Origin of the sequence: Faecalibacterium sp. OF04-11AC, from assembly GCF_003460645.1 — a bacterium.
GTDB classification, from domain to species: Bacteria; Bacillota; Clostridia; order Oscillospirales; family Ruminococcaceae; genus Faecalibacterium; species Faecalibacterium prausnitzii_I.
In genome coordinates this window covers 74,537-88,163 of the sequence record NZ_QTVP01000003.1, presented here as the reverse complement: position 1 = coordinate 88,163, position 13,627 = coordinate 74,537, and the positions used below count along the sequence as shown (strand labels likewise).

Below are 13,627 nucleotides of genomic sequence, written 5' to 3'. Positions count from 1 at the left end.
CTTACTTGTCCTCCTCTTCCAGCGCGGCGTAGGCTGCGTTCAGCTCCTGCATGGCGATGGCGTACTCCTCATCGTTGGGGCCCTTGCCGTGCCACTCCACAGCGTTCTCCATAAAGGAAACGCCCTTGCCCTTGATGGTGTCCAGAATGATGCAGGTGGGCTTGTCGTTTTCCGCGTGGAAAGCCTTGATGGCGGACTCGATGGCGTCATAATCGTGGCCATTGATGGTCAGAACGTTGAAATTGAAAGCCTTGAGCTTTTCTTCCAGCGGGTGGCTGTCCATGACCGTCTCGGTGGTGCCGTCGATCTGCAGATGGTTGCGGTCCAGGAAGACGCAGAGGTTGGAGAGCTTGTAGTGGGACGCAAACATGAACGCCTCCCAGCACTCGCCCTCTTCCACCTCGCCGTCGCCCACGATGGCGTAGACGCTGACGGGCTGCTGCTTGAGCTTGGCACCCAGTGCCATGCCGCAGGCGGCGGAGATGCCCTGGCCCAGGCTGCCGGTGGACATATCCACGCCCGGCACCGTGTTCATGTTGGGGTGGCCCTGCAGGTAGCTGCCGATCTTACGCAGGGTCTTCAGGTCTTCCACCGGGAAATAGCCGCGCTCGGCCAGAGCGGCGTACAGGCCGGGGGCCGCGTGGCCCTTGGAGAGCACCAGACGGTCACGGTCCGGTGCTTTCGGATTTTCAGGGTCAACGTTCATGTCCACGAAATAGAGGTAAGACAGCACCTCTGCAATGTCCAGGCTGCCGCCCGGATGGCCGCACTTGGCGCTGTGGGTCCCCTCGATCACGCCCATGCGGATGTGGCAGGCGTGCTTTGCCAGGGTGAGCTTTTCTGCATTTGTCATGATGGTCCTCCCGTATGAACCTCAGAATTGCAAGAATCTGCAAGATGGATGGCGCGCAATTCCTTGGTGTTTGCCGCGGTTTTGCACTATAGTTCAAGTTTATATTATCTATTCTGTGCAAAAAGGTCAAGTTTTTTCAGCAAAATGTACATCACCGGGCAAAATCCGTTGGAAATGCTCTGCTTTTTGGGCATTTTGCAGCTTCACTTGACAAAAGCCGCGAATCTCTGCTATACTTTTCACAATTTCCGGCAGGAAGCCGGGCCCGCGGGCAGAAGCCCGCCCTTTGCAGCTCATTTTCCCAAACTTTTTGTAACAGACGCCACGAAGGGGTCTGCCTTTGGCATGGATGCCGGGGCAGGCCCCTTTTTTGCGTCACCTCAGGAGGAATCACCATGAAAACCAAAACTTCTGCCACCCGCGGCATCGTGCTGGCGGCCCTGTTTCTCGCGCTGGCCTTTGTGCTGCCCATGATCACCGGCCATCTGCCCAGGTGGGCAACATGCTCTGCCCCATGCATTTCCCCATCCTGCTGTGCGGCTTTGTGCTGGGCGGCCCCTGGGGCCTTGCCGTGGGCTTTGTGGCCCCGCTGCTCCGCTCGGTGCTGTTCGGGATGCCCCCGATGTTCCCGGTTGCCATTTCCATGGCCTTTGAGCTGGCCACCTACGGCTTTGTTTCCGGCGTCGTTTACCGCCGGGTCCAGCACACCCTGCCGATGATGTTTGCCACCCTCCTCTCCGCCATGGTGGCTGGCCGTCTGGTCTGGGGCGCTGTCCGGTTCATCCTGGCCGGGCTCACCGGTTCCAGTTTCCCGTTCTCAGCATTCCTGTCCGGTGCACTCCTTACCGCCGTGCCCGGCATCCTTGCCCAGCTCATTCTGATCCCGCTCATCGTCAACGCGCTGACCAAGGCAAAGCTGATCGACTGATTTTTTACAGCACAAAAGGGCTGACACGCGAAGTGCCAGCCCTTTTCTCATGCTTTTGAAAATTATTTCTTCTGGAGGAAGTCCGGCAGGGGCTTGCCCTCCTTGCGCCACTGGTGATACTCGGCGGTAGCCGCAAACTCCACGTCGCCGGCGGAGTTCAGAGCCGTTTCCACGGAGTCCTGCACCACGCCGATGATGAAACCGACGCCGACCATCTGCATGGCAATGTCGTTGGAGATGCCAAACAGGGAGCAGGCCATGGGGATGAGCAGCAGGGAGCCGCCCGCCACACCGGATGCGCCGCAGGCACCCAGGGCGCTCATGGCGCTCAGGACAACGGCGGCGGGCAGAGAGACCTGAATGCCCAGGGTGTTGGCCGCTGCCAGCGTCATGATGGTGATGGTGATGGCCGCGCCATCCATGTTGATGGTGGCACCCAGCGGAATGGAGACGGAGTACATATCCTTATCGAGGCCCAGCTTCTCGCACAGGGCCATGTTGACGGGGATGTTTGCCGCCGAGCTGCGGGTGAAGAACGCGGTCAGGCCGGATTCTTTCAGGCAGCGGAAGACCAGCGGATAGGGGTTGCAGCCCAGATAGAGGAACATGATGAGCGGCGAAACGATGAGCGCCATAAAGAGCATGGTGCCCACCAGCAGGGCCAGCAGCTTGCCGTACTGGGTAAAGATGGACAGGCCGTTGCTGGAAACGTTGGAGTACACCAGACCCATGATGCCGAACGGAGCCAGGTTGATGATCCAGCGGACGATCTTAGAAACGGCGTCAGCCGTGTTGGAGAGGAAGACCTTGGTGCTCTCGGCACCGATCTTTTTCATGGCAAGGCCAAACAGGCAGGCCCAGAACAGGATGCCGATGTAGTTGCCGTTCATGATAGCGCTGACGGGGTTGGCCACAAAGTTGGCCAGCAGGGTGTTCAGCACCTCGCCCAGACCCTGGGGAATGACGTCCGATTCTGCCGCGTCCGCCAGGACGACGGTGACCGGGAACAGAAAGCTGGTGACGGATGCAATGGCCGCCGCCAGAAACGTGGTAAGCATGTACAGCCAGATGACCGTGCCAAAGCGTCGGTCCAGCTTGGACGAGCCCTGCGCCAGCGCGCTGGCCACGATGACAAAGACCAGCACCGGGGCAATGCCTTTCAGGGCACCGACAAACAGGGTGCCGAGCTCCGCGACCCAGCCAGCCCCCGGGACTGTCAGTGCCAGCACCGCGCCGATGACCAGACCGCACAGGATGCGGACGATCAGGCTGATGCTGTTGTACTTGGCAGCAGCCGCATGCATCATTTTCATATCGAAACACTCCTCTGTTTTCACTGTGCGCCCATTGCGCACATTTTTCCCATTCTCTTACACGGGACGTCCCCCAGTATACTCACTTCGGAACGAAAAATCAAGGGCTTTTCCGCATCTTTTGGTTTTTCATCTCACCAAGCCCCAGCACGAGCGTTTTTCAGTTGTATTCGCACGGAGGACAGAACACAAAAACTCCCGCCGTTTTTCACGCGGCGGGAGTCCTGTTTATTGTCTATTTCAATCGAGATAGTGCACTTTTCCGGCCACAAAGCCCTGAATGCCCATGCCCGGCGCGTCCGAGACGGTAATGTTCTTTTCATCGAACGTGGCACCGCCCAGGATGTGATCCTCACTGCAGAGCACGGGGCCATCCAGGTCGATCTTGGTAATGATCTTCTTGGCGCAGGCCAGCTCCACAGCGGCGTTGACCGAGATCTTGGCCTCCAGCATGCAGCCGATCATGCACTCCACGCCGTACACCTCAGCGGCGGCGGCAATGCGGAGAGCGTTGGTGATGCCGCCGCATTTCATCAGTTTGATGTTCACGAGGTCGGCAGCGCCCGTCTGCATGATCTTGAGGGCATCCGCCGGGCTGAACACGCTCTCATCGGCCAGCACCGGCACATCGGCGTGGCGGGTGACGTACTGCATCCCCTCCAGATCGGCGGCGGGGACAGGCTGCTCCACAAACTCGATGTCGAGGCCCTTGTCCTGCATCTGGTTCAGGATGCGGACGGCCTGCTTGGCGTTCCAGGCCTGGTTGGCATCAATGCGGATGCAGATGTCCTTGCCCACGGCCTCGCGGACGGCGGCCAGACGGGCCACATCCAGCTCCGGGTCAATGCCGACCTTGACTTTCAGGCAATCGTAGCCGCGCTGCACGGCGGTGCGGGCATCCCGGGCCATCTCCTCCGGGGCGTTGACGCTGATGGTGATGTCGGTGACGATGTTCTTCCGGGCACCGCCCAGCATCCGGTAGACCGGGGCGTTGTATTTCTGGCCCAGCAGGTCCCACAGGGCCATATCCACGGCGGCCTTGGCACTGGTGTTGTGGACAAGGGCTTTCTGGACCGCGGCGGTCAGGTCCTCAAACTCGTCGAGGTCACGGCCCAGAATGGCCGGGGCAATGTGATCCTGAATGGCCCCGAGGATGGCCCCGGTGGTGTCGCCGGTGATGACGCCAGTGGGGGGCGCTTCGCCATAGCCCACCGCGCCGGTATCGGTGTGGAGCTCTACGATGACGTCCTCCACACTGTTGACAGTGCGCAGGGCGGTTTTGAACGGAACGCGGAGCGGGGTCGAAATGCGGCCCAGCTTGACCTGTGTGATCTTCATGTCAAAACCTCCTTAATGTTCCAGCGGCATGGTAAGGGACATCCGCTGGTAGGCAAAGCGAGGGGAGCCGTCTGCCACATGGATGACGCCGCAGCGGGTAAAACCGGTTTCTTCCAGAATGTGCTGCATGGCTTTGTTGTCGGCGTGGGTGTCGGCGCGCAAGCTCTCGCAGTGTTCCAGACACCAGGTGATGACATCCGTTGCCACGCCCTTGCGCTTGCCCGCCGAGGCCAGCCGATGGATGGTGCCGTAGGGCAAGGTGTCGTTGAGCCACTGGCCGTCCTCGATCACGGCATACGTGGGGTCCGGGCCGAGGATGAATGCAAACACCGCTTCCAGCTCGCCATTGACGAGGTAGACAAACAGGCGGTTGGAATCAATATCCTCTTTCAGCAGCTCTTCCGGCGGGAAGCTGGTGCCCCACTGGGCGGGGTTGCCGGCGGCGGCCATGGTCTCCCGGGCGCGGGCATAGATTTTCAGGATCTCGGGCAGATCCGAGCGGGTCGCTCCACGAAACATACAGTTCCACCTTCTCTTTCCGTGCCGGGGCGCTCCCCCGCACACAGCATCATTTCTATCATAATAGCACAATCGGCCCATAATTTCCAGATTTTGCGGCACAGGGACCTCTCTGCACAAAAAAAGATGCACTGCACAAAGCGGCAGTACATCTTTCAAGAGGAGCCGGGCGTATTCACGCGCTGGCCCGGACGCGCGGGGTGCGGCTGCGGCGGTACTCCCGGGGCTGACGCCATACCGCTCATGGAAAAGGCGGTAGAAGTAGCTGGTGTTCTCGTAGCCGACGTAAGTAATGATCTGCTGGATGTTCCAGTCGCTGCGGCGGAGCAGCCGGGCGGCGGTCTCCATCCGGTGCTTCTGCAGCAGTTCTTTGTAGGTCTTTCCCGTCTGGGCACGGACGCACTCGCTGACATAGGCCAGCGAGACGCCGTAACTGCGGGCCACGTTGGAAAGGCTTGCTTCCCGGTAATTCTGGGTGATCTCGTGCAATGCCGCCTGGACCAGCGCTTCCCGGCTGACCGTTTCGCCGCGCGCTTCCAGCGGGAATTTTTCGATGTTTGCCATAGAGTGTGTCCTCCATTGTGGTGCGGCGGGCGGGGGACAGGGGGGACGCCGGACGCCCGCCGCCACCAGTTACGCCAGCTTCCGCCCGGAAGCTGTTCTGTATGGGATACGAATGGCGCGGGACGAAAATTGCGTTTTTTGTAATTTTCACAAGTTCTTTGCAATGAAACCTCTCCGTCTGCACTGGAGTGCAGACAGCTCCCCTGACAGGGGAGCTCCATTGCGGAATACAAAAAAGCCGCCGAAGCGTCCCGCCGCGGCAGCTCTTTCCGGAAAGTGAGGAAAACACGAAAAACTCATCCGGGAGAAACACATCTTGAACTTTAAAACAGAGTCTCGTTGTGGTAGCAGCCGGTGCGGACAAACTCCACCCACTCTGCCACATTGACAGCGTGGTCGCCGATCCGCTCCAGATACTTGATGACCATGAGCAGATCCAGCGCGGCATCCACCTTGCCGGGGTCGGCAGCGATCTCCCGGGCCAGCGTGTGCTTGATGGCGTTGAAATCGTAATCCACCTCATCGTCAGCGGCGATGACTTTACGGGCAGCCGTCTCGTCCTCTGCCGTGAGGGCGGCAAGGGCGTCCAGGATCATCTGGTGAGCTTTCTGGCCCATCCGGATGGCCTGGCTGACCGCCGGGTCGCCCTCCTTGCGGACGGTGACCAGATGGGGGATGATCTCGGCGATATCGGCGGCGTGGTCGCCGATCCGCTCCATGTCCGTGACGACTTTCATGGCCGTGGAAATGCGGCGCAGATCGCCCGCCACGGGCTGCTGGCGGAGCAGCAGGGTCATGCAGCGGTGCTCAATGTCCCGCTCCATGTTGTTGATCCGGCCATCGCCCTTGACGATGCCTGCCGCGGCGTCCGCGTCGGCGGTGCAGAGGCTTCCAGCGCGTCCTCCACGGCGTCGGCGGAGCTGCGGCCCATTTCGGCCAGCGCGGCTTTCAGGGCCTCGAGGTCGGAATCATATTGTGTACGGATGCTCATGGGTTCCACCTCTTTCCAACCTTAACCAAAGCGGCCCGAGATATAATCCTCGGTCCGTTTGTCCTGCGGGGTGCTGAAGATCTGAGCCGTGGGGCCCGTCTCCACCAGCTCGCCCAGCAGGAAGAACGCGGTGCGGTCGCTGATGCGGGCCGCCTGCTGCATATTGTGGGTGACGATGACAACGGTATAGTTCTTCTTCAGCTCGCTCATCAGCTCTTCCACTTTCATGGTGGAGCCGGGGTCCAGGGCGCTGGTGGGCTCGTCCATCAGCAGCACTTCCGGCTTGACCGCCAGCGCCCGGGCGATGCACAGGCGCTGCTGCTGGCCGCCGGAAAGGCCCAGGGCGCTCTTTTTCAGGCGGTCTTTCACCTCGTCCCAGAGGGCGGCGCCCCGCAGGGAGCTTTCCACCAGCTCATCCAGCTCGGCCTTGTTCTTCACGCCGAGGAGCTTGGGGCCGTAGGTGATGTTATCGTAGATGCTCATGGGGAACGGGTTGGCTTTCTGGAACACCATACCCACCCGGCGGCGCAGGGTGGTGAGCTCCATCTCCCGGGCAAAGATGTCCTGCCCTCTGAGCCGGACATCGCCCTCGATGCGGACCCCGGGCACCAGATCGTTCATCCGGTTAAGGGTCTTCAGGAATGTGGATTTGCCGCAGCCGGAGGGGCCGATGAGGGCCGTGATCTCCCGCTCGCCCACGTCCAGCGAAATATTTTTCAGGGCCTTGAAATCCCCGTACCAGAGGTTCAGGTTCTTGGCCGAGATCACAGGGGTAGCTTGTTCCATAACGATTCCTCTTTTTACTGTTTCTGCTTCAGCTTGGTCTTGGCCAGCCGGGCGGCCAGATTGATGGCCAGCACCAGCACCAGCAGCACCGCGCCGATGCCCCAGGCCGAATCAAAGTCGCCATCCTCAAAGGCCCGCAGGTAGAGCAGGACCGAGAGGGTCGCGCCGTTGGAGGTGTAGGCCTTGACGACGTTCTGGGCAATGACCTCCGCCGCGCCTGCCGTGAAGAGCAGGGCAGCACTCTCGCCCACGATGCGGCCCACTGCCAGGATGCAGCCTGTCACGATGCCGTCCACGCTGCAGGGGAGCACGATGGTGCGGATGATGTGCCACTTGCCCGCGCCCAGGCCCAGCGCGCCCTCCCGGTAGCCCTGGGGCACCGTCTTGAGGGATTCCTGGGTGGTGCGGATGATGGTAGGCAGGTTCATGATGACGAGGGTCAAGCTGCCCGAGAGCAGGCAGGTCTTGAAGCCCAGTGCCTGGGAAAAGACCAGCATCCCCACCAGGCCGTAAATGATGCTGGGGATGCCTGCCAGCGTCTCGTTGGTAAACTCGATCCCCTCAATGAGACGGCGGTTGGTGGCATACTCCGTCAGGTAGACGGCCGCACCCACGCCCAGAGGCAGTACGATAAGTAATGTCAGCAAGATGACATACAGTGTGTTGAGGATGGCGGGCAGGATGCCGTCGGTGCCTTTCAGCACGCTGGCCGTGGTGGTGAGGAACTCCACACGGATGTGGGGGATGCCCCGCGCCAGCACCATGCCGATGATGCCGGCCACCAGCACGATGACCAGTGCAGCCGCCACCCAGACGGCGGCGGTGAAGAAGCGGTTCCAGGCCCTGCGGGAGGGAGAGAATTCCGCCCGTTCATTCATGGCTGTGGCCCCCTTTCAGGACGATGTTGAGCACCACATTGATGAGCATGATAAAGAGGAACAGCACCAGCGCGATGCTGAACAGCGCCTGTTTCTGCAGGCCGCTGGCGTAGCTCATCTCCTTGGCGATGGCCGTGGTCAGGAACGTGACGCTCTTGAAGAGGCTGGTGGGCATGTTGGGGCTGTTGCCGGCCACCATCATCACGGCCATGGCCTCGCCGATGGCGCGGCCGATGCCCAGCACGATGCCTGCGGCAATGCCGCTCTTGGCCGCCGGGACGCTGATCTTGAACCAGGTCTCGGTGTCCGTTGCACCCAGGGCCAGGCTGCCCTGCTCGTACTCCGGCGGCACGGCATTGAGGGCCGTGACCGACACGGACACGATGCTGGGCAGGATCATGATGGACAGCACCACGATGGCCGACAGCAGGCAGGCACCGGAGGCCTTGCCAAAGGTTTTGGCCACGGCGGGCACCAACACCTGCATCCCCAGCAGGCCAAACACCACGCTGGGGATGCCGGAGAGCAGCTCAATGGCCGTGACCACCACGGCACGCACCCGGGGCCCGGCGGCTTTGGAAAGGAACACCGCCGTCAGCAGGCCGACAGGCACGCCGATGAGGGTCGCCCCCAGCGTGCCGTAGATGCTGGAGAGCAGGAACGGCAGGATGCCGAATTTCGGGTCTGCCGCTGTCGAGGCCCACTCGGTGCCGAACAGAAACCGGAACAGGCCGATCTGCCGGATGGCCGGCACGCCCGAGACGACCATGTAGGCCGAGATGAGGACGACGCAGCCCACCGCCAGGATGCCGCAGAGGAAGAACAGGAAGTTCATGATGGCTTCCAGCCACTCGGCAGCGTTCCGGGGCAGCTCCAGCCGTCGCGGGGAAGAAACGGTTTGTTTCATATAGATCACTTTCTTTTGCAAAAGTGGAACTTACTCGTTGACGGGCACGGCACCGGCCGTACGGATCAGGTCCGCAGCGTCCGTGCTGGTGGCAAAGTCGAAGAATGCCTGCGCCTGCTCGGACAGGGGAGCGGAATCGTTGGTGACGAAGACGAACGGGCGCTGGATCTTGTAGGTGCCGTCCTTGACGGTATCCTCACTGCACTCCACGCCCTCCACGGTGACAGCCTTGACGGTATCGCCGACGGCAGACAGGGAAGCGTAGCCGATGGCCAGGGGGTTGGCCTCCACAGCGCTGATGACAGCGCCGGTGGCCGTCAGCTCCTGGGCATACTTGCAGGCGTCCTTGACGTCCACGATGCTCTCAAAGCCATCGCGGGTGCCGGAGCCAGCCTCGCGGCCCACCAGCACGATCTCGCCGTCGTCGCCGCCAACCTCAGACCAGTTGGTGATCTCGCCGGTGAACATCTGCTTGAGCTGATCGACGGTCAGGTCTTCCACCTTGCTGTCCTTGTTGACGATGATGGCGATGCCATCCAGTGCAATGGTGGTGCCGGTCACGCCGGTCTCATCGGCTTTCAGCGCGCGGGAAGACAGGCCGATGTCCAGCGTCTTATCGGTTGCGCCGGTGATGCCAGCGCCGGAACCGGTGGGGTCATAGCTGACGGTAACACCGGGCTGGACTTCCGCAAAGCCCTCGGTCATGGCAGCGATGACGTTCTTCATGGAAGTAGAACCACCGGTCGCCACATTGCCGGAGAGGTCACCGGCTGCGGAAGCGGCCACAGAAGAAGCGGCCGTGCTGGAAGCTGCAGAAGAAGCAGCGGTAGAAGAAGCGGAGCCGCCGCAGGCGGACAGGGCAGCGGCGGCAGCCACAGCACCACAAACGGTCAGGAACGAACGGCGAGTGATCTTTTTCATCATGTTTTCCTCCGATTTTCTCAGTACAAGTGTTTTCCAAATTCCGGGCACTTTTTCCGCCCGGGGTCTCTCATTGTGTTTTCCTTGGGAACACCATGATTGTACTCCAACCGCCGCTCCGCCGCGACCATGACCACGCAAAATCGAAGTAAAGCTTTGCGCTATGGTTTTACGCCAATGTAACCGTTTGGTAAAGCCGCTTTGAAAATCATCGTCCTTGATTTTACATTTCCCGCCAGAATGCCGAAATCCCGCCCTTTTCTTTGTGCGGGATGCCCTGACCGCCGCGCTGCAAAACGCAAAAAGCCGCCCGGCGGCTCTTGGAAAAGAGCACACCGGGCGGCAGGAATCTATTTTTGATTTATGCAGTTTTCAGATTAATTTTCTTGTTTTTCAAATCAACCACAAAGGTCTGCGTCTGGCCAGAGAGGGTGACACTGAGTTCCAGTGTTTTCTCGCCGGAAATGGCTGCATTGTATGCGGTCTCGTCGGTAGTGGTAAATTTCGGCAGACAGTCAACCGTTTTGCCCTGAATGAGGTTTACACGCTTGTTCTCGTCCAGCTTAAATTCTACATCGCCGACTTTCAGTGCAAACATCTCTTTATAGCTCTTGTTGTTGAATCCGCTCTTCTTGCCCTTGATGGTTACTTCCGGAATCACAAAGCCATAAGGATTCTTCTTTTCGTTCATCCAGCCATAGCTCTGCAAAGACAGATAAACTGTATATTCACCAATGGTGTAACCATCGCCTTTGCCGCCGCCACAGGCGGTCAGCAGACCGGATGCGGCCGTTGCCACGGCCAGTGCGGCAGCGCCTTTGAGGAAGCTGCGGCGAGATACTTCATATGCCATAAAAAATCCCTCCTGAATTTTTCCAAAAACTACAAGTCACGCCCTTATGTTACCACTTTGGGGCGTGGTGTCAAGCGTCCTTTTTTCGGTCCGAATTTCAGTGGTGATACAGCGTTAAAAAACGCCGCCCCGGCGGGTGCAGCGGCACTCCACACAGGGCGGCGGTTCCGTTTTGTGTTCTGCTCAGAGCAGCTGGGCGGTGGTTCCGTCCGGGCGGTAGAGCTCGATGTACTGCCGCCACTTGGGCTCCCCGATGACACGGCGGTAGCAGTCGGCCAGCGCGCGGCAGGCATCCTCCGCGCCCATGGGCTGCTGCCCCGGGGCGGCCAGTGTCAGCACCCGGAACCAGGAAGCCCCGAACAGCTTTTCGGTCCAGCCCGTATCCACGGCCCCGCAGCGGGCGTAGAACCCCAGACGGCGGACCGCCATAGCCGGGTCGTCGGCTTTTTCCGGCAGCTCGGCCTCAATGAGGATGGCATCGGCCCCGGCCTCTTTGCCGGGCAGGGCGGCCAGCAGCTTTGCCCCCAGACCGGCGGCGCGGCAGGCCGGAAGCACGGCAAAATAATCCAGCTGGCTGACCGTCGCGCCCCGGGGCCGTACCATGAGCAGATAGGCCACGAGGGTCTCGCCGTCGTAGACGCCCCAGGTGTGGGAGTCGCCAACGGCTTCACTGTTCAAAACCATGCTCAGGGGTTTGAGCTCCGTCGGGGGAAAATCCCGGCGCATCTCATTGAGGTAAACGCGGGTCAGTTCCTCCGCGGTCAGCAGCCGCCAGGTCAGGGTGTTCATACGATGCGGGTTCCTTTCTGGATCACAGCTTTGAGATTGAGCTCCTGGTCGGCCAGGATGATGTTGCCATAGCGGCCCGCGGCAATGCTGCCGTAGTCATTGTCCACGCCGATGCTCTTTGCCGGGTTCTCGCTGGCGGCACGGACAGCGCTCTCCAGCGGCACGCCCATCTCCAGCACGGCCCGCTTCATGCAGTCGTACAGGCAGGTAGCGCTGCCGGCAATGGTGCCGGGCTGCTCGGTCAGGGTGGCCCGGGGGCCCTCCACCGTCACAGCCTGACCGCCCAGACTGTACTGGCCGTCGGGCAGGCCGCAGGCCATCATGCTGTCGGCAACGAGGATGACATGGTCGTCACCAAAAGCCTTGAACGTGAACCGCACCACCGCCGGGTGGATGTGGACGTTATCGGTGATGAGCTCCACTTCCGCCCCGCGCTCCATGGCCGCAATGATGGGGCCGGGGGCACGGTGGGTGATGCCGGGCATGGCGTTGTACAAGTGGGTCATGTGGGTGGCACCGGCGTCAAAAGCGGCAATGGCGGTGTCGTAGTCGGTGCAGGTGTGGGCCAGCGAGACGCGGACCTCCCCATGGCACTCTTTGATGAACTCCAGCGCGCCCGGCTCCTCCGGGGCAATGTCCACCAGCTTAATGAGACCGTTCGCCCGCTTCTGCAGACGGCGGAACATCTCCACATCGGCCTTGTGGAGGTACTCCGGGTTCTGGGCACCCACCTTGTGGGGGCTGATGAACGGGCCCTCCATGTTGATGCCAACAAGATCGGCACCCTTGCCGTTTTTGTGAGCGGCCGCGGCATCCATGACGCCGTTCAGGATCTCTTCGGAGAATGTCATGGTGGCGGGGCAGATGGCCAGCACGCCCTTGCTGGCCTCAAATCCGCCAGCGTCTGGATGGCTTCTTCCTTGCCGTCACAGAAATCCTTGCCCATAGCACCGTGGAAGTGGATATCCACGAGGCCCGGCAGGCATAGAGGCCCTGTGCGTCCAGAACTTCCTCGCCCTCCTCGGGGGCAGCAAAGGGCACAATGCGGCCCTCCCGGATGACGATGCTCCCCTTTTCAAACGTGTGGCGGGGAGTGTAGACCAGAGCATTTTGAATGATCATAACAGGCTCAGAGCCTCCTCATCGGCCACGAGGATGCAGTCGGGGTGCATCTGCAGGATGGAGCCCGGGCACTCGGGGGTCACGGGGCCGGAGACGACCGCCTTGACCGCCTTGGCCTTGGCCAGACCGTTGGCCACCACCAGCACCTTGCGGGCCTGCATGATGGTCTTGATGCCCATGGTGTATGCCTGCTTGGGCACCAGATCCTCGTTGCCGTCAAAGAAGCGCTTGTTGGCCTCGATGGTGGCGGGGGTCAGGTCCACGCAGTGGGTCTCCAGCTCAAAGGCCTCGCCCGGCTCGTTGAAGCCGATGTGGCCGTTGGGGCCCAGGCCCAGCAGCTGCAGGTCGATGCCTCCCACGCTGTGGATGATGCCGTTGTACTTGGTGCAGGCATCAACGGCATCGGGGTTGGTGCCGTCGGGCAGGTGAATGGCCTCGGGGCGGATGTTCACATGGTCAAACAGGTTCTTGTGCATGAAGCTCCAGTAGCTTTCCGGGTGCTCCTTGGGCAGGCCGCGGTACTCGTCCAGATTCACGGTGGTCACCTCGGAGAAATCCAGGTCGCCCTTGTTGTACCACTCCACCAGCTGGGCGTAGGCCCCCACCGGGGTGCCGCCCGTTGCCAGGCCCAGCACGCAGTTGGGTTTCATGATGACCTGCGCGGAGATGATGTTGGCTGCCTTGCGGGACATATCCTTGTAATCTTTTGCACGAATGATCTTCATACGAATAACCTCCCAGTTTTTTTACGGCCCCCGCAGTGCGGCGGTCATTCAGCTGCTCTCAGTATACCACAGAACAGCAGGATCTACAATTCCGGCAAAACGCCAGCGGACAAAACAAGAACCGCCGGGGCCGGGTACAA

Annotated in this window: 14 protein-coding genes and 1 pseudogene; 1 reads left to right on the top strand and 14 read right to left on the bottom strand. The window is 60.8% G+C overall.

The window, feature by feature from the left end:
- Position 1: 1 nt before the first annotated feature.
- On the bottom strand, positions 2-853 hold the full coding sequence (locus DXA70_RS02520; RefSeq protein ID WP_022256844.1) for a transketolase: 852 nt from the start codon (positions 851-853) through the stop codon (positions 2-4).
- Between the two features lie 502 nt (positions 854-1,355).
- On the opposite strand from DXA70_RS02520, the gene DXA70_RS02515 reads away from it, so the two are divergent.
- Positions 1,356-1,781, top strand: coding sequence for an ECF transporter S component (locus tag DXA70_RS02515; protein ID WP_347553463.1), 426 nt, complete (start codon positions 1,356-1,358; stop codon positions 1,779-1,781).
- 62 nt (positions 1,782-1,843) lie between these two features.
- Here the strand turns inward: DXA70_RS02515 and sstT are convergent, their stop codons facing one another.
- From sstT to nagB, 13 genes and pseudogenes are all read right to left on the bottom strand, one after another.
- Positions 1,844-3,094, bottom strand: a complete 1,251-nt coding sequence (gene sstT / locus DXA70_RS02510; protein WP_128117522.1) for a serine/threonine transporter SstT — start codon at positions 3,092-3,094, stop codon at positions 1,844-1,846.
- 240 nt (positions 3,095-3,334) lie between these two features.
- The gene (locus DXA70_RS02505) at positions 3,335-4,432 is read right to left on the bottom strand and encodes a dipeptide epimerase (protein ID WP_128117521.1); all 1,098 of its coding nucleotides are present in this window, start codon (positions 4,430-4,432) and stop codon (positions 3,335-3,337) included.
- 12 nt (positions 4,433-4,444) lie between these two features.
- On the bottom strand, positions 4,445-5,515 hold the full coding sequence (locus DXA70_RS15260) for a helix-turn-helix domain-containing protein (protein WP_347553462.1): 1,071 nt from the start codon (positions 5,513-5,515) through the stop codon (positions 4,445-4,447).
- A gap of 323 nt (positions 5,516-5,838) precedes the next feature.
- Positions 5,839-6,348, bottom strand: a complete 510-nt coding sequence (gene phoU, locus DXA70_RS02490; RefSeq protein ID WP_243001017.1) for a phosphate signaling complex protein PhoU — start codon at positions 6,346-6,348, stop codon at positions 5,839-5,841.
- Positions 6,309-6,506 (bottom strand): hypothetical protein, encoded by a 198-nt coding sequence (locus tag DXA70_RS14000; protein ID WP_243000991.1) that lies wholly within the window; start codon positions 6,504-6,506, stop codon positions 6,309-6,311. Before DXA70_RS14000 ends, phoU begins: the two co-directional genes overlap by 40 nt.
- Before the next feature lie 21 nt (positions 6,507-6,527).
- Positions 6,528-7,292 (bottom strand): phosphate ABC transporter ATP-binding protein PstB, encoded by a 765-nt coding sequence (gene pstB, locus DXA70_RS02485; RefSeq protein ID WP_128117520.1) that lies wholly within the window; start codon positions 7,290-7,292, stop codon positions 6,528-6,530.
- 14 nt (positions 7,293-7,306) lie between these two features.
- The gene (gene pstA / locus DXA70_RS02480; RefSeq protein WP_128117519.1) at positions 7,307-8,170 is read right to left on the bottom strand and encodes a phosphate ABC transporter permease PstA; all 864 of its coding nucleotides are present in this window, start codon (positions 8,168-8,170) and stop codon (positions 7,307-7,309) included.
- Complete coding sequence (gene pstC, locus DXA70_RS02475; RefSeq protein ID WP_128117518.1) at positions 8,163-9,077, bottom strand: phosphate ABC transporter permease subunit PstC; 915 nt, start codon at positions 9,075-9,077, stop codon at positions 8,163-8,165. Before pstC ends, pstA begins: the two co-directional genes overlap by 8 nt.
- 30 nt (positions 9,078-9,107) lie before the next feature.
- Complete coding sequence (locus DXA70_RS02470; RefSeq protein WP_128117559.1) at positions 9,108-9,998, bottom strand: phosphate ABC transporter substrate-binding protein; 891 nt, start codon at positions 9,996-9,998, stop codon at positions 9,108-9,110.
- A 361-nt stretch (positions 9,999-10,359) separates the two neighbouring features.
- Entirely contained in the window at positions 10,360-10,851 is a 492-nt protein-coding gene (locus DXA70_RS02465) for a twin-arginine translocation signal domain-containing protein (protein WP_128117517.1), read from the bottom strand.
- Positions 10,852-11,034: 183 nt separating this feature from the next.
- Positions 11,035-11,640, bottom strand: a complete 606-nt coding sequence (locus DXA70_RS02460; RefSeq protein WP_112148457.1) for a GNAT family N-acetyltransferase — start codon at positions 11,638-11,640, stop codon at positions 11,035-11,037.
- Positions 11,637-12,762, bottom strand: a pseudogene (gene nagA / locus DXA70_RS02455) (N-acetylglucosamine-6-phosphate deacetylase). Before nagA ends, DXA70_RS02460 begins: the two are co-directional and overlap by 4 nt.
- A complete protein-coding gene (gene nagB / locus DXA70_RS02450; RefSeq protein WP_112115602.1) occupies positions 12,759-13,487 on the bottom strand; it encodes a glucosamine-6-phosphate deaminase in 729 nt (242 codons plus the stop codon). Before nagB ends, nagA begins: the two are co-directional and overlap by 4 nt.
- Between the last annotated feature and the right edge of the window lie 140 nt (positions 13,488-13,627).